The sequence below is a fragment of the Shigella sp. SIG3 genome, assembly GCF_053555855.1.
The window spans coordinates 1-16,731 of record NZ_JBQZXE010000003.1; the positions used below are offsets into that span (position 1 = coordinate 1).

At 50.3% G+C, this 16,731-nt stretch carries 32 protein-coding genes; 1 reads left to right on the forward strand and 31 read right to left on the reverse strand.

From position 1 onward, the window contains the following. Positions 1 to 86: 86 nt before the first annotated feature. From rplQ to rpsJ, 28 genes are all read right to left on the reverse strand, one after another. The gene (gene rplQ, locus ACUU1I_RS01210) at positions 87 to 470 is read right to left on the reverse strand and encodes a 50S ribosomal protein L17 (RefSeq protein ID WP_001216368.1); all 384 of its coding nucleotides are present in this window, start codon (positions 468 to 470) and stop codon (positions 87 to 89) included. Between the two features lie 40 nt (positions 471 to 510). Then, positions 511 to 1,500: a DNA-directed RNA polymerase subunit alpha gene (locus ACUU1I_RS01215; protein ID WP_001162094.1), complete on the reverse strand. Its 990-nt coding sequence runs from the start codon at positions 1,498 to 1,500 to the stop codon at positions 511 to 513. 25 nt (positions 1,501 to 1,525) lie between these two features. Continuing rightward, positions 1,526 to 2,146: a 30S ribosomal protein S4 gene (gene rpsD, locus ACUU1I_RS01220; protein ID WP_000135224.1), complete on the reverse strand. Its 621-nt coding sequence runs from the start codon at positions 2,144 to 2,146 to the stop codon at positions 1,526 to 1,528. A gap of 33 nt (positions 2,147 to 2,179) precedes the next feature. Next, positions 2,180 to 2,569, reverse strand: coding sequence for a 30S ribosomal protein S11 (rpsK, locus tag ACUU1I_RS01225; protein WP_001029684.1), 390 nt, complete (start codon positions 2,567 to 2,569; stop codon positions 2,180 to 2,182). A 16-nt stretch (positions 2,570 to 2,585) separates the two neighbouring features. After that, complete coding sequence (gene rpsM, locus ACUU1I_RS01230; RefSeq protein WP_000090775.1) at positions 2,586 to 2,942, reverse strand: 30S ribosomal protein S13; 357 nt, start codon at positions 2,940 to 2,942, stop codon at positions 2,586 to 2,588. Between the two features lie 146 nt (positions 2,943 to 3,088). Further along, complete coding sequence (gene rpmJ, locus ACUU1I_RS01235) at positions 3,089 to 3,205, reverse strand: 50S ribosomal protein L36 (RefSeq protein WP_000868187.1); 117 nt, start codon at positions 3,203 to 3,205, stop codon at positions 3,089 to 3,091. Between the two features lie 31 nt (positions 3,206 to 3,236). Next, positions 3,237 to 4,568: a preprotein translocase subunit SecY gene (gene secY / locus ACUU1I_RS01240; protein WP_001118861.1), complete on the reverse strand. Its 1,332-nt coding sequence runs from the start codon at positions 4,566 to 4,568 to the stop codon at positions 3,237 to 3,239. Positions 4,569 to 4,575: 7 nt separating this feature from the next. Then, positions 4,576 to 5,010 (reverse strand): 50S ribosomal protein L15, encoded by a 435-nt coding sequence (gene rplO, locus ACUU1I_RS01245; protein ID WP_001238917.1) that lies wholly within the window; start codon positions 5,008 to 5,010, stop codon positions 4,576 to 4,578. A 3-nt stretch (positions 5,011 to 5,013) separates the two neighbouring features. Beyond that, a complete protein-coding gene (rpmD, locus tag ACUU1I_RS01250; protein ID WP_001140433.1) occupies positions 5,014 to 5,193 on the reverse strand; it encodes a 50S ribosomal protein L30 in 180 nt (59 codons plus the stop codon). 3 nt (positions 5,194 to 5,196) lie between these two features. Then, the gene (gene rpsE, locus ACUU1I_RS01255) at positions 5,197 to 5,700 is read right to left on the reverse strand and encodes a 30S ribosomal protein S5 (protein ID WP_000940121.1); all 504 of its coding nucleotides are present in this window, start codon (positions 5,698 to 5,700) and stop codon (positions 5,197 to 5,199) included. 14 nt (positions 5,701 to 5,714) lie between these two features. Further along, positions 5,715 to 6,068, reverse strand: a complete 354-nt coding sequence (gene rplR, locus ACUU1I_RS01260) for a 50S ribosomal protein L18 (protein ID WP_000358960.1) — start codon at positions 6,066 to 6,068, stop codon at positions 5,715 to 5,717. Positions 6,069 to 6,077: 9 nt separating this feature from the next. Continuing rightward, positions 6,078 to 6,611, reverse strand: a complete 534-nt coding sequence (gene rplF / locus ACUU1I_RS01265; protein ID WP_000091945.1) for a 50S ribosomal protein L6 — start codon at positions 6,609 to 6,611, stop codon at positions 6,078 to 6,080. Positions 6,612 to 6,623: 12 nt separating this feature from the next. After that, positions 6,624 to 7,016, reverse strand: a complete 393-nt coding sequence (gene rpsH, locus ACUU1I_RS01270; RefSeq protein ID WP_000062611.1) for a 30S ribosomal protein S8 — start codon at positions 7,014 to 7,016, stop codon at positions 6,624 to 6,626. Between the two features lie 33 nt (positions 7,017 to 7,049). Beyond that, a complete protein-coding gene (gene rpsN, locus ACUU1I_RS01275; protein ID WP_001118930.1) occupies positions 7,050 to 7,355 on the reverse strand; it encodes a 30S ribosomal protein S14 in 306 nt (101 codons plus the stop codon). Positions 7,356 to 7,369: 14 nt separating this feature from the next. Continuing rightward, on the reverse strand, positions 7,370 to 7,909 hold the full coding sequence (gene rplE / locus ACUU1I_RS01280; protein WP_001096200.1) for a 50S ribosomal protein L5: 540 nt from the start codon (positions 7,907 to 7,909) through the stop codon (positions 7,370 to 7,372). Between the two features lie 14 nt (positions 7,910 to 7,923). Further along, a complete protein-coding gene (gene rplX / locus ACUU1I_RS01285; RefSeq protein ID WP_000729185.1) occupies positions 7,924 to 8,238 on the reverse strand; it encodes a 50S ribosomal protein L24 in 315 nt (104 codons plus the stop codon). 10 nt (positions 8,239 to 8,248) lie between these two features. Further along, the gene (rplN, locus tag ACUU1I_RS01290; RefSeq protein ID WP_000613955.1) at positions 8,249 to 8,620 is read right to left on the reverse strand and encodes a 50S ribosomal protein L14; all 372 of its coding nucleotides are present in this window, start codon (positions 8,618 to 8,620) and stop codon (positions 8,249 to 8,251) included. 164 nt (positions 8,621 to 8,784) lie between these two features. Then, positions 8,785 to 9,039: a 30S ribosomal protein S17 gene (rpsQ, locus tag ACUU1I_RS01295; protein ID WP_000130100.1), complete on the reverse strand. Its 255-nt coding sequence runs from the start codon at positions 9,037 to 9,039 to the stop codon at positions 8,785 to 8,787. Then, the gene (rpmC, locus tag ACUU1I_RS01300) at positions 9,039 to 9,230 is read right to left on the reverse strand and encodes a 50S ribosomal protein L29 (RefSeq protein WP_000644739.1); all 192 of its coding nucleotides are present in this window, start codon (positions 9,228 to 9,230) and stop codon (positions 9,039 to 9,041) included. The genes rpsQ and rpmC overlap by 1 nt, the downstream gene beginning before the upstream one ends. Further along, positions 9,230 to 9,640: a 50S ribosomal protein L16 gene (gene rplP / locus ACUU1I_RS01305; RefSeq protein WP_000941212.1), complete on the reverse strand. Its 411-nt coding sequence runs from the start codon at positions 9,638 to 9,640 to the stop codon at positions 9,230 to 9,232. The genes rpmC and rplP overlap by 1 nt, the downstream gene beginning before the upstream one ends. Positions 9,641 to 9,652: 12 nt before the next feature. Continuing rightward, a complete protein-coding gene (gene rpsC / locus ACUU1I_RS01310; protein WP_000529945.1) occupies positions 9,653 to 10,354 on the reverse strand; it encodes a 30S ribosomal protein S3 in 702 nt (233 codons plus the stop codon). Between the two features lie 17 nt (positions 10,355 to 10,371). Beyond that, entirely contained in the window at positions 10,372 to 10,704 is a 333-nt protein-coding gene (rplV, locus tag ACUU1I_RS01315; protein WP_000447531.1) for a 50S ribosomal protein L22, read from the reverse strand. 14 nt (positions 10,705 to 10,718) lie between these two features. Beyond that, the gene (gene rpsS / locus ACUU1I_RS01320) at positions 10,719 to 10,997 is read right to left on the reverse strand and encodes a 30S ribosomal protein S19 (RefSeq protein WP_001138117.1); all 279 of its coding nucleotides are present in this window, start codon (positions 10,995 to 10,997) and stop codon (positions 10,719 to 10,721) included. 16 nt (positions 10,998 to 11,013) lie between these two features. Then, positions 11,014 to 11,835, reverse strand: a complete 822-nt coding sequence (gene rplB, locus ACUU1I_RS01325) for a 50S ribosomal protein L2 (protein ID WP_000301864.1) — start codon at positions 11,833 to 11,835, stop codon at positions 11,014 to 11,016. Between the two features lie 17 nt (positions 11,836 to 11,852). Further along, positions 11,853 to 12,155 carry a 50S ribosomal protein L23 gene (gene rplW, locus ACUU1I_RS01330; RefSeq protein ID WP_000617544.1) on the reverse strand — a complete coding sequence of 101 codons (303 nt, stop codon included), beginning with the start codon at positions 12,153 to 12,155 and terminating at the stop codon, positions 11,853 to 11,855. After that, on the reverse strand, positions 12,152 to 12,757 hold the full coding sequence (gene rplD / locus ACUU1I_RS01335) for a 50S ribosomal protein L4 (RefSeq protein ID WP_000424395.1): 606 nt from the start codon (positions 12,755 to 12,757) through the stop codon (positions 12,152 to 12,154). Before rplD ends, rplW begins: the two co-directional genes overlap by 4 nt. 10 nt (positions 12,758 to 12,767) lie before the next feature. Next, entirely contained in the window at positions 12,768 to 13,397 is a 630-nt protein-coding gene (gene rplC, locus ACUU1I_RS01340; protein WP_000579833.1) for a 50S ribosomal protein L3, read from the reverse strand. 32 nt (positions 13,398 to 13,429) lie between these two features. Next, the gene (gene rpsJ / locus ACUU1I_RS01345) at positions 13,430 to 13,741 is read right to left on the reverse strand and encodes a 30S ribosomal protein S10 (protein ID WP_001181004.1); all 312 of its coding nucleotides are present in this window, start codon (positions 13,739 to 13,741) and stop codon (positions 13,430 to 13,432) included. 378 nt (positions 13,742 to 14,119) lie between these two features. Between rpsJ and ACUU1I_RS01350 the strand changes: the two genes are divergently transcribed. Further along, positions 14,120 to 14,587 (forward strand): prepilin peptidase, encoded by a 468-nt coding sequence (locus ACUU1I_RS01350; protein ID WP_000381748.1) that lies wholly within the window; start codon positions 14,120 to 14,122, stop codon positions 14,585 to 14,587. Here ACUU1I_RS01350 and bfr read toward each other — a convergent pair. The 3 genes from bfr to tuf all read right to left on the reverse strand — a co-directional run bounded on the left by bfr (position 14,584) and on the right by tuf (position 16,694). Continuing rightward, the gene (bfr, locus tag ACUU1I_RS01355; RefSeq protein ID WP_000675515.1) at positions 14,584 to 15,060 is read right to left on the reverse strand and encodes a bacterioferritin; all 477 of its coding nucleotides are present in this window, start codon (positions 15,058 to 15,060) and stop codon (positions 14,584 to 14,586) included. The two genes, ACUU1I_RS01350 and bfr, sit on opposite strands and share 4 nt — an antisense overlap. A gap of 72 nt (positions 15,061 to 15,132) precedes the next feature. Further along, a complete protein-coding gene (gene bfd, locus ACUU1I_RS01360; RefSeq protein WP_000289090.1) occupies positions 15,133 to 15,327 on the reverse strand; it encodes a bacterioferritin-associated ferredoxin in 195 nt (64 codons plus the stop codon). Between the two features lie 182 nt (positions 15,328 to 15,509). Next, positions 15,510 to 16,694: an elongation factor Tu gene (gene tuf / locus ACUU1I_RS01365; protein WP_000031771.1), complete on the reverse strand. Its 1,185-nt coding sequence runs from the start codon at positions 16,692 to 16,694 to the stop codon at positions 15,510 to 15,512. Between the last annotated feature and the right edge of the window lie 37 nt (positions 16,695 to 16,731).

Below are 16,731 nucleotides of genomic sequence, written 5' to 3' on the forward strand. Positions count from 1 at the left end.
AAAAAGAGTACAGCTATTGTAGATAAGTGGGGATACTACGGGTATAAAAAAACCCGCCGGGGCGGGTTTTTTTACGTTGCTTCAGATTACTCTGCAGCAGCTTCTGCTTTCTCTGAACGATCAACCAGCTCGATGTAAGCCATCGGCGCGTTGTCGCCTGCACGGAAGCCACACTTCAGAATACGAGTGTAACCACCGGCACGGCTCGCGAAACGCGGGCCCAGTTCGTTAAACAGTTTTGCCACGATCTCGTTATCACGAGTACGGGCGAATGCCAGACGACGATTAGCAACGCTATCAGTCTTGGCAAGAGTAATCAGCGGCTCAACTACGCGGCGCAGCTCTTTCGCTTTAGGCAGAGTCGTCTTGATGATTTCATGACGAACCAGTGAACCTGCCATATTGCGGAACATAGCCTGGCGATGGCTGCTGTTGCGGTTCAGTTGACGACCACTCTTACGATGGCGCATGACCTTATCCTTCTCAGTAAAACCTTAACCTGTGATCCGGTTACTCGTCAGCGATGCTTGCCGGTGGCCAGTTTTCCAAGCGCATGCCCAGAGACAGTCCACGGGAAGCCAGCACGTCTTTAATCTCAGTAAGAGATTTTTTACCAAGGTTAGGCGTTTTAAGGAGCTCAACCTCGGTACGCTGTACCAGATCACCGATATAGTGGATAGCTTCTGCTTTAAGGCAGTTAGCAGAGCGGACAGTCAATTCCAGATCGTCAACAGGGCGCAGCAGGATCGGATCGAACTCTGGTTTCTCTTCTTTCACTTCAGGCTGACGTACATCACGTAAGTCAACGAAAGCTTCCAGTTGTTCAGCCAGAATGGTTGCCGCACGACGAATCGCCTCTTCAGGATCGATTGTGCCGTTGGTTTCCATTTCGATGACCAGCTTGTCCAGGTCGGTACGCTGTTCTACACGCGCTGCTTCAACATTGTAGGCAATACGCTCCACAGGGCTGTAGCATGCGTCGACCAGCAGACGGCCGATTGGGCGCTCATCTTCTTCCGAATGAATTCGGGTAGAAGCCGGCACATAACCACGACCGCGCTGAACTTTGATACGCATGCTAATAGACGCGTTCTCATCGGTCAGGTGGCAGATCACGTGCTGCGGCTTGACGATTTCGACATCACCGTCGTGGGTGATATCGGCTGCAGTCACAGGGCCAATGCCAGATTTATTCAAGGTAAGAATAACTTCATCTTTGCCCTGAACTCTCACCGCCAGCCCTTTCAGGTTGAGCAGGATTTCCAGGATATCTTCCTGAACGCCTTCTTTGGTGCTGTACTCATGTAGTACACCATCAATCTCAACCTCGGTCACCGCGCAACCCGGCATCGATGAGAGCAGAATACGGCGCAGTGCGTTACCCAGAGTATGGCCAAAGCCACGCTCTAAAGGCTCAAGGGTCACCTTGGCGTGCGTCGAACTCACTTGCTCGATATCAACCAGGCGCGGTTTTAGAAACTCTGTCACAGAACCCTGCATTGTGTCCTCTCTTTGGTACTAAGCTTTACTTGGAGTAAAGCTCGACGATCAGGTGTTCGTTAATGTCCGCAGACAGATCAGAACGCTCCGGCTTACGCTTAAACGTACCTTCCATCTTGCCAGCATCAACTTCCAGCCAAGTTGGCTTTTCACGCTGCTCAGCCAGCTCCAGAGCGGCTTTCACGCGAGACTGCTTCTTCGCTTTCTCACGAATGCTTACAACGTCATTCGGACTAACCTGATAAGAAGCGATGTTAACAACACGACCGTTTACCATAATTGCTTTATGGCTAACCAGCTGACGTGCTTCTGCACGAGTGGCACCGAAGCCCATACGGTATACAACGTTGTCCAGACGACCTTCCAGCAGAGCCAACAGGTTTTCACCGGTGTTGCCTTTCAGACGTGCTGCTTCTTTGTAGTAGTTACGGAACTGACGCTCCAGCACACCATAGATACGGCGAACTTTTTGCTTTTCACGCAACTGCACACCATAGTCAGACAGACGCGGTTTACGCGCACCGTGCTGGCCAGGAGCTTGTTCAATTTTACACTTGGTATCGATCGCGCGAACGCCAGACTTAAGGAATAAGTCGGTGCCCTCACGACGGCTCAGCTTGAGCTTAGGACCCAAATATCTTGCCATTTTCTTTCTCCAACAAACCTGGAAAACGAGGCGTTATACGCGACGTTTTTTCGGCGGACGACAACCGTTATGAGGGATCGGAGTCACATCAGTAATGTTAGTGATGCGGAAACCTGCGGCGTTCAGAGCACGAATAGTAGATTCGCGGCCTGGACCCGGACCTTTAACCATAACTTCCAGATTCTTGATGCCGTATTCTTTCACGGCGTCAGCGCAACGCTCTGCTGCAACCTGAGCTGCAAACGGAGTGGATTTGCGAGAACCACGGAAACCGGAACCACCGGCTGTTGCCCAACCCAACGCGTTACCCTGACGATCAGTGATAGTCACGATGGTGTTGTTGAAAGAAGCATGGATATGAGCCACGCCGTCAGAGACTTGTTTTCTTACACGTTTACGTGCACGAATTGGTGCCTTTGCCATTATTCAATCACCCCGATTATTTCTTGATCGGTTTGCGCGGACCCTTACGGGTACGTGCGTTGGTCTTGGTACGCTGACCGCGAACCGGGAGACCACGACGATGACGCAAACCGCGATAGCAACCAAGATCCATCAGGCGCTTGATGCTCATGCTGATTTCACGGCGCAGATCACCTTCAACGACAAATTTGGCAACTTCGTCACGCAGCGTGTCGATTTGTCCTTCAGACAGCTCACTGATCTTAACATCTTCAGCGATACCCGCTGCAGCCAGGATGGCTTTAGAACGGGTCTTGCCGACGCCATAAATCGAAGTTAATGCGATTACGGCATGCTTATGATCAGGAATGTTAATGCCTGCTATACGGGCCACTATGCACTCCTACTATTTAATATGTACGTTCCATGCTGAAAAGCCCGTTTTCAGGATACTCAAATGGAAACGCACAGACATACAAAAGATTGGCTGGCTAATCTAGCCAGCTCAACCCAACTTTGCAAGAAAAATATGCGAAAAAATCAGCCTTGGCGCTGTTTATGCTTCGGCTCGGCACTGCAAATCACACGGATGACACCATCACGCTTAACGATTTTGCAGTTACGGCATAATTTCTTGACGGAAGCACGAACTTTCATTTTTACTCTCCGTAACTTCTCGGGCGACCAATTATCGGCCGTAGCCTTTCAGGTTCGCCTTCTTCAATGCAGACTCATACTGACTGGACATCATCAGAGTTTGCACTTGAGCCATAAAGTCCATAATCACGACAACAACGATAAGCAGTGAGGTCCCACCGAAGTAGAACGGTACTTTCATTGCATCACGCATGAACTCCGGGATCAGGCAGATAAAGGTAATATACAGCGCACCAACCAAGGTCAGGCGGGTCATTACTTTATCGATATACTTCGCCGTTTGCTCTCCCGGACGAATTCCTGGTACAAATGCACCGGACTTCTTCAGGTTATCTGCTGTTTCACGCGGGTTGAAAACCAACGCCGTGTAGAAGAAACAGAAGAAGATGATTGCAGACGCATAGAGTAACACATAAAGCGGTTGCCCAGGCTGCAAATACAGCGAAATTGTTGTCAGCCAGTTCCAACCAGTACCGCCCCCGAACCATGACGCGATGGTCGCCGGGAACAGAATAATACTGGAAGCGAAGATTGCCGGGATTACCCCCGCCATATTCACTTTCAGCGGTAAATGTGTGCTCTGTGCAGCATAGACACGACGACCTTGCTGACGTTTCGCGTAGTTTACCACAATGCGGCGTTGACCACGCTCAACAAACACAACAAAGAACGTCACTGCAAATACTAATACTGCAACCAACAGCAACACGAGGAAGTGCAGGTCACCTTGACGCGCTTGCTCGATAGTATGGGCAATGGCTGGCGGGAGTCCCGCGACAATACCGGCGAAGATAATGATTGAAATACCGTTGCCGATACCTCGTTCAGTGATCTGTTCGCCCAACCACATCAGGAACATCGTTCCTGTGACCAGACTTACAACAGCGGTGAAGTAGAATGCAAAGCCCGGGTTAATCACCAGGCCTTGCATACCAGGCATATTCGGCAGACCGGTAGCAATACCGATCGACTGGAATATTGCCAGCACCAGAGTACCGTAACGGGTGTACTGGCTGATCTTACGACGACCAGACTCCCCTTCTTTCTTAATTTCTGCCAACGTTGGGTGAACCACCGTCAGCAGCTGGATAATGATCGACGCCGAAATATACGGCATGATCCCCAGAGCAAAGATAGAAGCACGGCTGAGAGCACCACCAGAGAACATGTTAAACATCTCAATGATGGTGCCTCGCTGTTGCTCAAGCAGTTTGGCAAGTACAGCGGCATCAATACCAGGGATCGGAATAAAAGAGCCAATACGGAACACAATCAGCGCACCGATAACAAACAGCAGTCTGCGTTTCAGCTCGCCTAAGCCACCTTTGGCACTTTGAAAATCTAATCCCGGTTGTTTAGCCATCTGCTACTTATTCCTCGATTTTACCGCCAGCAGCTTCGATAGCAGCACGAGCGCCTTTAGTAACACGCAGGCCACGAACAGTTACCGGAGTCGTTACTTCGCCAGCCAGGATCACTTTCGCGAACTCGATCTGGATACCGATAATGTTAGCCGCTTTCAGCGTGTTCAGGTCTACAACACCGCCTTCTACTTTAGCCAGGTCAGATAGACGAACTTCGGCTGTAATCGCTGCTTTACGAGAAGTGAAGCCGAATTTCGGCAGACGACGGTACAGAGGCATCTGACCACCCTCGAAACCGCGACGTACGCCACCGCCAGAACGAGACTTCTGACCTTTGTGACCACGACCACCGGTTTTACCGAGGCCAGAACCGATACCACGCCCCAGGCGTTTACCCGCCTTTTTGGAGCCTTCGGCCGGAGACAGAGTATTTAAACGCATCTCTTACTCCTCAACTTTAACCATGAAGGAAACCGCGTTGATCATACCGCGAATAGCAGGAGTATCCTCGCGCTCTACGGTGTGACCAATACGACGCAGACCCAAGCCAAGCAGCGTTGCCTTGTGTTTCGGCAGACGACCGATTGCACTGCGGGTTTGAGTAATTTTAATAGTCTTTGCCATGGTTTATTTCCCCAGAATTTCTTCAACGGATTTACCACGCTTGGCAGCGACCATTTCTGGAGAATTCATATTTTCCAGGCCATCAATAGTTGCACGAACCACGTTGATCGGGTTGGTGGAACCATATGCTTTAGCCAGAACGTTATGAACCCCAGCGACTTCCAGAACGGCGCGCATTGCACCACCGGCGATGATACCGGTACCTTCGGAAGCCGGCTGCATGAATACGCGAGAACCCGTGTGAACACCTTTAACAGGGTGTTGTAGAGTGCCGTTATTCAGCGCGACGTTAATCATATTGCGACGGGCTTTTTCCATCGCTTTCTGGATCGCTGCTGGAACTTCACGCGCTTTACCGTAACCAAAACCAACGCGACCGTTACCATCGCCAACTACAGTCAGAGCTGTGAAGGAGAAAATACGACCACCTTTAACGGTTTTAGATACGCGGTTTACCGCGATCAGCTTTTCCTGCAGTTCGCCAGCTTGTTTTTCGATGTGAGCCATCTTACACCTCTACCTTAGAACTGAAGGCCAGCTTCACGGGCAGCATCTGCCAGTGCCTGGACACGACCATGATATTGGAACCCGGAACGGTCAAAGGATACATCTTTGATGCCTTTTTCCAGAGCGCGTTCAGCGACAGCTTTACCCACAGCTGCAGCCGCGTCTTTGTTACCGGTGTACTTCAGTTGTTCAGCGATAGCTTTTTCTACAGTAGAAGCAGCTACCAGAACTTCAGAACCGTTCGGTGCAATTACCTGTGCGTAAATGTGACGCGGGGTACGATGTACCACCAGGCGAGTTGCGCCCAGCTCCTGGAGCTTGCGGCGTGCGCGGGTCGCACGACGGATACGAGCAGATTTCTTATCCATAGTGTTACCTTACTTCTTCTTAGCCTCTTTGGTACGCACGACTTCGTCGGCGTAACGAACACCCTTGCCTTTGTAAGGCTCAGGACGACGGTAGGCGCGCAGATCCGCTGCAACCTGGCCGATCACCTGCTTATCAGCGCCTTTCAGCACGATTTCAGTCTGAGTCGGACATTCAGCAGTGATACCCGCAGGCAGCTGATGGTCAACAGGATGAGAGAAACCCAGAGACAGGTTAATCACATTGCCTTTAACCGCTGCACGGTAACCTACACCAACCAGCTGCAGCTTCTTAGTGAAGCCTTCGGTAACACCGATAACCATTGAGTTCAGCAGGGCACGCGCGGTACCAGCCTGTGCCCAACCGTCTGCGTAACCATCACGCGGACCGAAGGTCAGGGTATTATCTGCATGTTTAACTTCAACAGCATCGTTGAGAGTACGGGTCAGCTCGCCGTTTTTACCTTTGATCGTAATAACCTGACCGTTGATTTTTACGTCAACGCCGGCAGGAACAACGACCGGTGCTTTAGCAACACGAGACATTTTTTCCTCCGATTAGGCTACGTAGCAGATAATTTCGCCACCAAGACCAGCCTGGCGCGCTGCACGATCAGTCATAACACCTTTAGAGGTAGAAACAACTGCGATACCCAGACCCGCCATAACTTTCGGCAGCTCATCTTTACGTTTATAGATGCGCAGACCTGGGCGGCTGACACGCTGAATGCTTTCTACAACAGCTTTGCCCTGGAAATACTTCAGAGTAAGTTCCAGTTCAGGCTTGGTGTCGCCTTCAACTTTAAAATCTTCAATAAAACCTTCTTCCTTCAGCACGTTGGCGATTGCCACTTTCAGCTTGGAGGAAGGCATGGTGACCGCAGCTTTGTTCGCGGCCTGACCGTTACGGATACGGGTCAGCATATCCGCGATCGGATCTTGCATGCTCATCTGTCTTTACTCCCGTGATTCAATTGGTGACAATTACCAGCTAGCCTTTTTCAGACCCGGGATTTCACCGCGCATAGCGGCTTCACGGACCTTAATACGGCTCAACCCGAACTTCCGCAGGAAACCATGCGGACGACCTGTTTGACGGCAGCGGTTACGCTGACGAGACGGGCTGGAATCACGCGGCAGAGTCTGCAGCTTGAGAACAGCGTTCCAACGATCTTCGTCGGAAGCGTTCACATCAGAGATGATCGCTTTCAGTTCAGCGCGTTTCGCGAAGTATTTATCAGCTAAAGCTACGCGTTTTACTTCGCGTGCTTTCATTGATTGCTTAGCCATTTAGTAACCCTACCTTACTTGCGGAACGGGAAGTCAAAGGCAGCCAGCAGAGCGCGGCCTTCTTCGTCAGATTTCGCAGTAGTGGTAATGGTAATATCCAAACCACGAACGCGGTCGACTTTATCGTAGTCGATTTCTGGGAAGATGATCTGCTCACGGACACCCATGCTGTAGTTACCACGACCGTCGAAAGACTTAGCGGACAGGCCACGGAAGTCACGGATACGAGGTACAGCAATAGTGATCAGGCGCTCAAAGAACTCCCACATGCGTTCGCCACGCAGAGTTACTTTACAGCCGATCGGATAGCCCTGACGGATTTTGAAGCCTGCAACAGATTTGCGTGCTTTGGTGATCAGCGGTTTTTGACCGGAGATTGCTGCCAGGTCTGCTGCTGCGTTATCCAGCAGTTTTTTGTCAGCGATCGCTTCACCAACACCCATGTTCAGGGTGATCTTCTCGACCCGAGGGACTTGCATGACAGAATTGTAGTTAAACTCAGTCATGAGTTTTTTAACTACTTCGTCTTTGTAGTAATCATGCAGTTTCGCCATCGTACTACTCCAAATTACTTGATAGTTTCGCTGTTAGACTTGAAGAAACGGACTTTTTTGCCGTCTTCGAATCTAAAGCCTACACGGTCAGCCTTGCCGGTTGCCGCATTGAAGATTGCTACGTTGGAAACCTGAATAGCGGCTTCTTTTTCAACGATGCCACCCGGTTGGTTCAGGGCCGGAACCGGCTTCTGATGTTTCTTAACCAGGTTGATACCTTCAACAATGACCTTGCCGGAAGACAGGACATTCTTAACTTTACCGCGTTTACCTTTATCTTTACCGGTTAACACGATAACTTCGTCATCACGACGGATTTTCGCTGCCATGATTCGCTCCTTAGAGTACTTCTGGTGCCAGAGAGATAATTTTCATGAACTTCTCACTACGAAGCTCACGAGTTACCGGCCCAAAAATACGCGTACCGATAGGCTGCTCGCTGTTGTTGTTCAGAAGAACACAAGCATTACCATCGAAGCGAATGACAGAACCGTCCGGGCGACGAACACCCTTCTTGGTGCGCACCACTACCGCCTTCAGCACATCACCTTTTTTGACCTTACCACGCGGAATTGCTTCTTTGATGGTGATCTTGATGATGTCGCCTACGCCTGCGTAGCGACGGTGCGAGCCACCCAGAACCTTGATACACATTACGCGACGTGCACCGGAGTTGTCGGCGACGTTCAGCATAGTCTGTTCTTGGATCATTTTAGTGCTCCGCTAATGTCAACTACTACTGAGACCCGAAAATCAGGTCGTTAAAAATCCCCATATCGAGGGCGCGGCATTATAACACCGCTTCAAGGATATGGGTAGAAAAAATAAACGGCTCATTTCTGAGCCGTTTATTCATATCGAGAGAGTGTACTGTATTACAGAACCGCTTTCTCTACAACGCGAACCAGCGTCCAGGATTTAGTCTTGGACAGCGGACGGCATTCGCGGATTTCAACCACGTCACCGATACCGCATTCGTTGTTCTCGTCATGTACGTGCAGTTTGGTCGTACGCTTGATGAATTTACCGTAGATCGGGTGTTTCACAAAACGTTCGATAGCAACAACAATGGATTTCTCCATTTTGTCGCTAACAACGCGACCTTGCAGAGTACGGATTTTATCGGTCATTACGCACCCGCCTTCTCGTTCAGTAAAGTCTTAACGCGTGCGACATCGCGACGCACTTGCTTCAACAGGTGAGACTGTTGCAGCTGGCCACTTGCAGCCTGCATACGCAGGTTGAACTGCTCACGCAGCAGGTTCAGCAGCTCGGTGTTCAGCTCTTCAATGCTCTTCTCACGCAGCTCTTTTGCTTTCATTACATCACCGTCTTAGTTACAAAGGTGGTTTTAATCGGCAGTTTCGCTGCTGCCAGCTTGAATGCTTCACGGGCCAGCTCTTCCGGAACACCGTCCATTTCATACAGGACTTTACCCGGCTGAATCAAGGCAACCCAATACTCCACGTTACCTTTACCTTTACCCATACGCACTGCCAGCGGCTTTTCAGTGATCGGTTTGTCCGGGAACACACGGATCCAGATCTTACCTTGACGCTTAACTGCACGGGTCATAGCACGACGTGCTGCTTCGATCTGACGGGCAGTCAGACGACCACGGCCAACAGCTTTCAGACCGAAGCTGCCGAAGCTAACATCCGTACCCTGCGCCAGACCGCGGTTACGGCCTTTGTGCATTTTACGGAATTTTGTACGCTTTGGTTGTAACATCAGCGACGCTCCTTATTTACGGCCTTTACGCTGCTGCTTTTTAGGCTGAGCAGCCGGTTTTTCCGGTTGTTCAACAGCAGCCATACCACCCAGGATCTCGCCTTTGAAGATCCACACTTTAACGCCGATTACACCGTAAGTGGTGTGCGCTTCAGAGGTGTTGTAGTCGATGTCAGCACGCAGAGTGTGCAGCGGTACGCGACCTTCGCGGTACCATTCGGTACGTGCGATTTCCGCGCCGCCCAGACGGCCGCTAACTTCAACTTTAATACCTTTAGCGCCCAGACGCATTGCGTTCTGTACAGCACGCTTCATAGCACGACGGAACATAACGCGACGTTCCAGCTGAGAAGTGATGCTGTCAGCAACCAGTTTTGCGTCCAGTTCAGGCTTACGAACTTCGGCGATGTTGATCTGTGCAGGAACGCCAGCGATGTCCGCTACGACCTTACGCAGTTTTTCTACGTCTTCACCTTTCTTACCGATAACGATACCCGGGCGAGCAGTGTGAATGGTTACACGGATGCTCTTAGCCGGACGCTCGATAACGATACGAGATACGGACGCTTTAGCCAGTTCCTTAGTCAGGTACTGACGTACTTTAAAATCGCTGTCCAGGTTGTCAGCGAATTCTTTGGTGTTCGCAAACCAGGTAGAGTTCCATGGTTTTACAATACCCAGGCGAATACCATTAGGATGTACTTTCTGACCCATTGCTAGTCTCCAGAGTCTCAGCGATCGGACACAACCACAGTGATGTGGCTGGTGCGCTTCAGGATACGATCTGCACGACCTTTTGCACGCGGCATAATGCGCTTCATGCTCGGGCCTTCGTCTACGAAAATTTTCGTAACTTTCAGATCGTCAATGTCAGCGCCATCGTTGTGTTCAGCGTTAGCAATGGCAGATTCCAGAACTTTCTTGACCTGTACAGCCGCTTTCTTGTTGGTGTAGGTCAAAATATCCAGAGCCTGCGACACTTTCTTACCGCGAATCAGGTCAGCAACAAGGCGAACCTTCTGAGCAGAAGAACGAGCATGGCGATGTTTAGCAATAGTTTCCATCTCTTCCTCCTACCTTATTTCTTCTTCGCTTTTTTATCAGCAGCGTGGCCGCGATAAGTACGAGTCGGTGCGAATTCACCCAGTTTGTGACCGACCATTTCGTCGGTTACAAATACCGGAACGTGCTGACGACCATTATGGACAGCGATGGTCAAACCGATCATGTTAGGAAAGATCGTTGAACGACGGGACCAAGTGCGCAGGGGCTTCTTGTCTCCGCTTTCCACCGCTTTCTCTACCTTCTTCAGCAAGTGCAGGTCAATAAAAGGACCTTTCTTGAGAGAACGTGGCATGGCTTATCCTCTAAAATTATTTGCTACGGCGACGTACGATGAATTTATCAGTACGCTTGTTGCTGCGGGTCTTCTTACCTTTGGTCTGAACGCCCCACGGAGTTACCGGGTGCTTACCAAAGTTACGACCTTCACCACCACCATGTGGGTGGTCTACCGGGTTCATCGCAGTACCGCGAACGGTCGGACGAACACCACGCCAGCGTGCAGCACCTGCTTTACCCAGAACGCGCAGCATATGCTCAGCATTGCCAACTTCGCCCAGAGTTGCACGGCAGTCTGCTTCTACTTTACGCATTTCACCAGAACGCAGACGCAGGGTGACATAAGCACCATCACGAGCAACGATCTGAACGTAAGTACCAGCGGAACGTGCCAGCTGACCGCCTTTACCTGGTTTCATTTCTACGTTATGAACAGTAGAACCAACCGGGATGTTGCGCATCGGCAGGGTGTTACCTGGTTTGATTGCAGCATCAACGCCAGACTGAATCTGGTCGCCAGCTTTCAGGCCTTTAGGGGCCAGGATGTAACGGCGTTCACCGTCTTTGTACAGAACCAGCGCGATGTTCGCGGAACGGTTCGGATCGTACTCAAGACGTTCAACAACTGCCGGGATACCGTCTTTGTTGCGTTTGAAGTCAACAATACGGTAAGCCTGCTTGTGGCCACCACCGATATGACGAGTGGTGATACGGCCATTGTTGTTACGACCACCGGATTTGCTGTTTTTTTCCAGCAACGGAGCAAAAGGTTTGCCCTTGTGCAGCTCAGGGTTAACCACTTTAACTACGTGGCGACGACCCGGAGATGTCGGTTTACATTTAACAACTGCCATTGTATTACTCCTCCGACTTACTCAGCGCCGCCAACGAAGTCCAGATTCTGGCCTTCTTTCAGGGTGACGTAAGCTTTTTTCCAGTCGCTACGACGACCGATACGCTGTCCGTGACGTTTAACTTTCCCTTTAACTACCAGGGTGTTAACGACTTCGACTTCGACTTCAAACAGTTTCTGCACAGCAGCTTTGATTTCTGCTTTGGTCGCGTCTTTAGCAACTTTGAGTACGATGGTGTTGGATTTTTCCATCGCAGTAGACGCTTTTTCAGAAACGTGCGGTGCACGCAGCACCTTCAGCAGACGTTCTTCACGAATCATGCCAGCATCTCCTCAACTTGCTTAACAGCATCAGCAGTCATTACGACTTTGTCGAAGGCGATCAGGCTAACCGGGTCGATACCAGTTGCATCGCGTACGTCAACCTTGTGCAGGTTGCGCGCAGCCAGGAACAGGTTTTCGTCCAGCTCACCGGTGATGATCAGCACATCTTCCAGAGCCATGTCTTTCAGTTTCTGTGCCAGCAGCTTAGTTTTCGGCGCTTCTACAGAGAACTTCTCGACAACGATCAGACGATCCTGACGTACCAGTTCGGACAGGATGCTTTTCAGCGCGCCGCGGTACATCTTCTTGTTAACTTTTTGACTGTGGTCCTGCGGACGAGCAGCAAAGGTCACGCCACCAGAACGCCAGATCGGGCTCTTGATAGAACCAGAACGCGCACGGCCGGTGCCTTTCTGGCGCCACGGTTTTTTACCGGAACCAGTTACTTCAGCACGAGTCTTCTGAGCACGAGTACCCTGACGAGCACCAGCTGCATAAGCAACAACAACCTGGTGAACCAGCGCTTCGTTGAAATCACGACCGAAGGTAGTTTCGGAAACAGTCAGCGCGCTCTGCGCGTCTTTCAATACTAATTCCATTGCTATCTCCTTACGCCTTCACAGCTGGTTTAACGATCAGGTCGCTACCGGTTGCACCCGGGACAGCACCTTTAACCAGCAGCAGGTTGCGCTCAGCGTCAACGCGTACTACGTCAAGGCTCTGAACGGTTACACGTTCGTTACCCATCTGACCTGCCATTTTCTTGCCTTTGAACACTTTGCCCGGAGTCTGGTTCTGACCGATAGAACCCGGAACGCGGTGAGACAAGGAGTTACCGTGAGTAGCGTCCTGGGTACGGAAGTTCCAGCGCTTAACGGTACCTGCGAAACCTTTACCTTTAGAGGTGCCAGTTACGTCAACTTTTTTAACGTCAGCAAACAGTTCAACGCTAATGCTCTGACCTACAGTGAACTCTTCGCCTTCAGCCAGGCGGAATTCCCACAGACCACGGCCAGCTTCTACGCCAGCTTTAGCGAAGTGGCCAGCTTCAGGCTTGGTCACACGGTTAGCTTTTTTAGCACCGGTGGTCACCTGAATAGCACGGTAGCCATCGTTAGCCAGGTCTTTAACCTGAGTAACGCGGTTTGCTTCAACTTCGATTACGGTTACTGGGATAGAAACGCCGTCTTCTGTGAAGATACGGGTCATACCCACTTTTTTACCGACTAAACCAATCATTGTTTCAACCTCTCAATCGCTCAATGACCTGATTAACCCAGGCTGATCTGCACGTCTACACCGGCAGCCAGATCCAGACGCATCAGAGCATCAACGGTTTTCTCGGTTGGCTCAACGATGTCAACCAGACGCAAGTGAGTACGGATTTCGTACTGATCGCGCGCGTCTTTGTTGACGTGCGGGGAGATCAGAACAGTGAAGCGCTCTTTGCGTGTCGGCAGCGGGATCGGACCACGGACCTGCGCACCAGTGCGCTTGGCAGTCTCGACGATTTCCGCGGTTGCTTGATCGATCAGACGATGATCAAACGCTTTCAGGCGGATACGGATTCTTTGGTTCTGCATGAGACCAGAGCTCCAATTATTTTATAAACGAAAATGATTACTCCTCAGACCCATTACGATTGATGGGAGAGTGTAACCGTTCTTACGTAGCTCCCCGATTGGGAGCATTGTTAGGTAGCCAAATTCGGCTAACTGAGGTTCAGATTGAACCTGCTGTCAACTACGACAAGCCCGCGCATTATACGCAAATCTGAGCCTGACGCAAGCATCGGGTAGAAATTAATCGCAACGCGCAGATTGCGAGCTGCATTCCACGAAATTTGTAAGGTTGTGAAGATAGCGTTTTTCACCGGAATCAGGTTAACAAATCAGCGCTCTCTCTGTTGCTGAGCATCCGGAGTTATTCGATGGTGATACTCCAATTACAGAGGATGTTTTATGGACACTACCCTTCCCTTTCTAATTTTGTACGCTTGTTTATCAGCCCTACTTTTTTTCTGGGATGCAAAGCATGGCTTGTTACCTGACAGATTTACGTGCCCGTTACTCTGGTCAGGTCTTTTGTTCTATCAAGTTTGTCATCCTGATGGTTTAGCCGATGCGTTATGGGGGGCAATTGTTGGTTACGGCACATTCGCTGTCATTTACTGGGGGTATCGCATACTGCGACATAAAGAAGGATTAGGCTATGGTGATGTGAAGTTTCTCGCCGCCCTTGGCGCCTGGCATTCATGGGCCTTCTTACCACGACTGGTTTTCCTTGCTGCCTCATTCGCTTGCGGAGCCGTAGTTATTGGTCTGCTCATGAGAGGAAAAGAATCATTAAAAAACCCGCTGCCTTTTGGGCCATTTCTGGCGGCTGCGGGTTTCGTTATAGGCTGGGATAGTTTGCTGATAGGCCGTTAATCTTTAACTTTAATTTGTGATTGCAGGTAATTTTGTAGGCCGATTTTACCGATGAGATCCAGTTCAGTTTCGAGCCAGTCGATATGACCTTCTTCATCAGCAAGGATCTCGATCATCATATCGCGGCTAACATAGTCATGAACGCTGTCGGCATATGCGATAGCCTCACGCAGATCCTTCGCGCCTTCCAGTTCTAATCGCAGGTCAGATTGCAGCATCTCCTCGACATCTTCACCAATCCCCAGTTTGCCTAAATCCTGTAAGTTGGGGATTCCTTCTAAAAACAAAATACGCTCGATATATTTATCAGCGTGTTTCATCTCATCGATGGATTCATGGTATTCGACGTCATTGAGACGCATCAGGCCCCAGTTTTTAAACATCCGGGCATGGAGAAAATACTGATTGATTGCGACAAGCTCATTTCCCAATAGTTTATTGAGATAATTTATGATTTTAACATCACCTTTCATTTTATAGTCCCTCCGCTTCCACTATTAGAGCGTAGATGGGGCTAGCGGGATGTCAAAAAATAAGCGTGGGCTTCAGGCAATCTCTTTAAATTCTGGCATCTGCATCAACTCGTCCTGCATCACTTCGCGCGCGGCGCGAATGCACTTACCGCATTGATTTCCCACAGGAATAAACTTACGCAATTGTTGGAAAGATTGCGGATGAAACTGACGGACTGCCTGGCGAATTTTTTTGTCACTTACACCATTACACAAACAAACGTACATGATTGCTCCCGTTCAAATTCTGCACAAAGTGTAAATGAGAATGGTTATGATTACAATAGCACAGTTTTATTTGCGCCATAGTTCAGCGAGCAAAATTACGACTAAATATTTCGAGCTCAAATTACGGGCAGCAAAAAGGGCGCCGAAGCGCCCTTTTCAATTCAAAACTAATTAACGTGTAATTAGCCCAGAACTTTAGCAACAACGCCCGCGCCAACGGTACGGCCGCCTTCACGGATTGCGAAACGCAGACCGTCGTCCATCGCGATCGGGTGGATTAGGGTAACAACCATTTTGATGTTGTCGCCCGGCATTACCATCTCTACGCCTTCCGGCAGTTCGATGGTACCAGTCACGTCAGTAGTACGGAAGTAGAACTGCGGACGGTAGCCTTTGAAGAACGGAGTATGACGGCCGCCTTCATCTTTGGACAGAATGTACACTTCAGATTCGAACTTGGTGTGCGGCTTGATGGTGCCCGGCTTAGCCAGTACCTGACCACGTTCGATTTCTTCACGTTTGATACCACGCAGCAGAATACCTACGTTCTCACCAGCACGGCCTTCGTCCAGCAGTTTGCGGAACATTTCAACGCCAGTACAGGTAGACTTCTGAGTCTCTTTGATACCAACGATTTCAACTTCTTCACCAACTTTGATGATACCGCGTTCTACACGACCGGTAACAACGGTACCACGACCGGAGATGGAGAATACGTCTTCGATCGGCAGCAGGAACGGCTTGTCAATCGCACGCTCTGGTTCCGGAATATAAGAATCCAGGAAGCCAGCCAGTTCCAGGATTTTCGCTTCCCACTCTGCGTCGCCTTCCAGCGCTTTCAGAGCAGAACCACGAACGATCGGAGTGTCGTCGCCCGGGAAGTCGTACTGAGACAGAAGTTCACGAACTTCCATTTCAACCAGTTCCAGCAGCTCTTCGTCATCAACCATGTCGCATTTGTTCAGGAACACGATGATGTACGGAACGCCTACCTGACGACCCAGCAGGATGTGCTCACGAGTCTGCGGCATCGGGCCGTCAGTCGCAGCAACTACCAGGATCGCGCCGTCCATCTGAGCAGCACCGGTGATCATGTTTTTAACATAGTCGGCGTGCCCCGGGCAGTCTACGTGTGCGTAGTGACGGGTCGGGGTGTCATATTCAACGTGAGAAGTGTTGATGGTGATACCACGAGCTTTTTCTTCCGGCGCGTTATCGATCTGGTCGAATGCACGAGCAGCACCGCCGTAGGTTTTAGCCAGTACGGTGGTGATTGCAGCGGTCAGAGTAGTTTTACCGTGGTCAACGTGGCCGATAGTACCAACGTTAACGTGCGGTTTTGTACGTTCAAATTTTTCTTTAGACACGGCTATATTCCTTACTATAGTGCTCTCCCCTTCAGGA

Bases quoted from the DNA above. Each gene is read 5' to 3' on its own strand.
- rpsS (WP_001138117.1), bottom strand. From the start codon at position 10,997: ATGCCACGTTCTCTCAAGAAAGGTCCTTTTATTGACCTGCACTTGCTG.
- rplB (WP_000301864.1), bottom strand. From the start codon at position 11,835: ATGGCAGTTGTTAAATGTAAACCGACATCTCCGGGTCGTCGCCACGTA.
- ACUU1I_RS01350 (WP_000381748.1), top strand. From the start codon at position 14,120: ATGGACACTACCCTTCCCTTTCTAATTTTGTACGCTTGTTTATCAGCC.
- rplN (WP_000613955.1), bottom strand. From the start codon at position 8,620: ATGATCCAAGAACAGACTATGCTGAACGTCGCCGACAACTCCGGTGCA.
- rplC (WP_000579833.1), bottom strand. From the start codon at position 13,397: ATGATTGGTTTAGTCGGTAAAAAAGTGGGTATGACCCGTATCTTCACA.
- rplW (WP_000617544.1), bottom strand. From the start codon at position 12,155: ATGATTCGTGAAGAACGTCTGCTGAAGGTGCTGCGTGCACCGCACGTT.
- rpsD (WP_000135224.1), bottom strand. From the start codon at position 2,146: ATGGCAAGATATTTGGGTCCTAAGCTCAAGCTGAGCCGTCGTGAGGGC.
- rpsE (WP_000940121.1), bottom strand. From the start codon at position 5,700: ATGGCTCACATCGAAAAACAAGCTGGCGAACTGCAGGAAAAGCTGATC.
- rplX (WP_000729185.1), bottom strand. From the start codon at position 8,238: ATGGCAGCGAAAATCCGTCGTGATGACGAAGTTATCGTGTTAACCGGT.
- rplP (WP_000941212.1), bottom strand. From the start codon at position 9,640: ATGTTACAACCAAAGCGTACAAAATTCCGTAAAATGCACAAAGGCCGT.
- rpmD (WP_001140433.1), bottom strand. From the start codon at position 5,193: ATGGCAAAGACTATTAAAATTACTCAAACCCGCAGTGCAATCGGTCGT.
- bfr (WP_000675515.1), bottom strand. From the start codon at position 15,060: ATGAAAGGTGATGTTAAAATCATAAATTATCTCAATAAACTATTGGGA.
- rpsH (WP_000062611.1), bottom strand. From the start codon at position 7,016: ATGAGCATGCAAGATCCGATCGCGGATATGCTGACCCGTATCCGTAAC.
- rpsK (WP_001029684.1), bottom strand. From the start codon at position 2,569: ATGGCAAAGGCACCAATTCGTGCACGTAAACGTGTAAGAAAACAAGTC.
- secY (WP_001118861.1), bottom strand. From the start codon at position 4,568: ATGGCTAAACAACCGGGATTAGATTTTCAAAGTGCCAAAGGTGGCTTA.
- ACUU1I_RS01215 (WP_001162094.1), bottom strand. From the start codon at position 1,500: ATGCAGGGTTCTGTGACAGAGTTTCTAAAACCGCGCCTGGTTGATATC.
- rplR (WP_000358960.1), bottom strand. From the start codon at position 6,068: ATGGATAAGAAATCTGCTCGTATCCGTCGTGCGACCCGCGCACGCCGC.
- rplO (WP_001238917.1), bottom strand. From the start codon at position 5,010: ATGCGTTTAAATACTCTGTCTCCGGCCGAAGGCTCCAAAAAGGCGGGT.
- rpmC (WP_000644739.1), bottom strand. From the start codon at position 9,230: ATGAAAGCAAAAGAGCTGCGTGAGAAGAGCATTGAAGAGCTGAACACC.
- rplE (WP_001096200.1), bottom strand. From the start codon at position 7,909: ATGGCGAAACTGCATGATTACTACAAAGACGAAGTAGTTAAAAAACTC.
- rpsN (WP_001118930.1), bottom strand. From the start codon at position 7,355: ATGGCTAAGCAATCAATGAAAGCACGCGAAGTAAAACGCGTAGCTTTA.
- rpmJ (WP_000868187.1), bottom strand. From the start codon at position 3,205: ATGAAAGTTCGTGCTTCCGTCAAGAAATTATGCCGTAACTGCAAAATC.
- bfd (WP_000289090.1), bottom strand. From the start codon at position 15,327: ATGTACGTTTGTTTGTGTAATGGTGTAAGTGACAAAAAAATTCGCCAG.
- rpsC (WP_000529945.1), bottom strand. From the start codon at position 10,354: ATGGGTCAGAAAGTACATCCTAATGGTATTCGCCTGGGTATTGTAAAA.
- rplV (WP_000447531.1), bottom strand. From the start codon at position 10,704: ATGGAAACTATTGCTAAACATCGCCATGCTCGTTCTTCTGCTCAGAAG.
- rplF (WP_000091945.1), bottom strand. From the start codon at position 6,611: ATGTCTCGTGTTGCTAAAGCACCGGTCGTTGTTCCTGCCGGCGTTGAC.
- rpsJ (WP_001181004.1), bottom strand. From the start codon at position 13,741: ATGCAGAACCAAAGAATCCGTATCCGCCTGAAAGCGTTTGATCATCGT.
- rplD (WP_000424395.1), bottom strand. From the start codon at position 12,757: ATGGAATTAGTATTGAAAGACGCGCAGAGCGCGCTGACTGTTTCCGAA.
- rpsQ (WP_000130100.1), bottom strand. From the start codon at position 9,039: ATGACCGATAAAATCCGTACTCTGCAAGGTCGCGTTGTTAGCGACAAA.
- rplQ (WP_001216368.1), bottom strand. From the start codon at position 470: ATGCGCCATCGTAAGAGTGGTCGTCAACTGAACCGCAACAGCAGCCAT.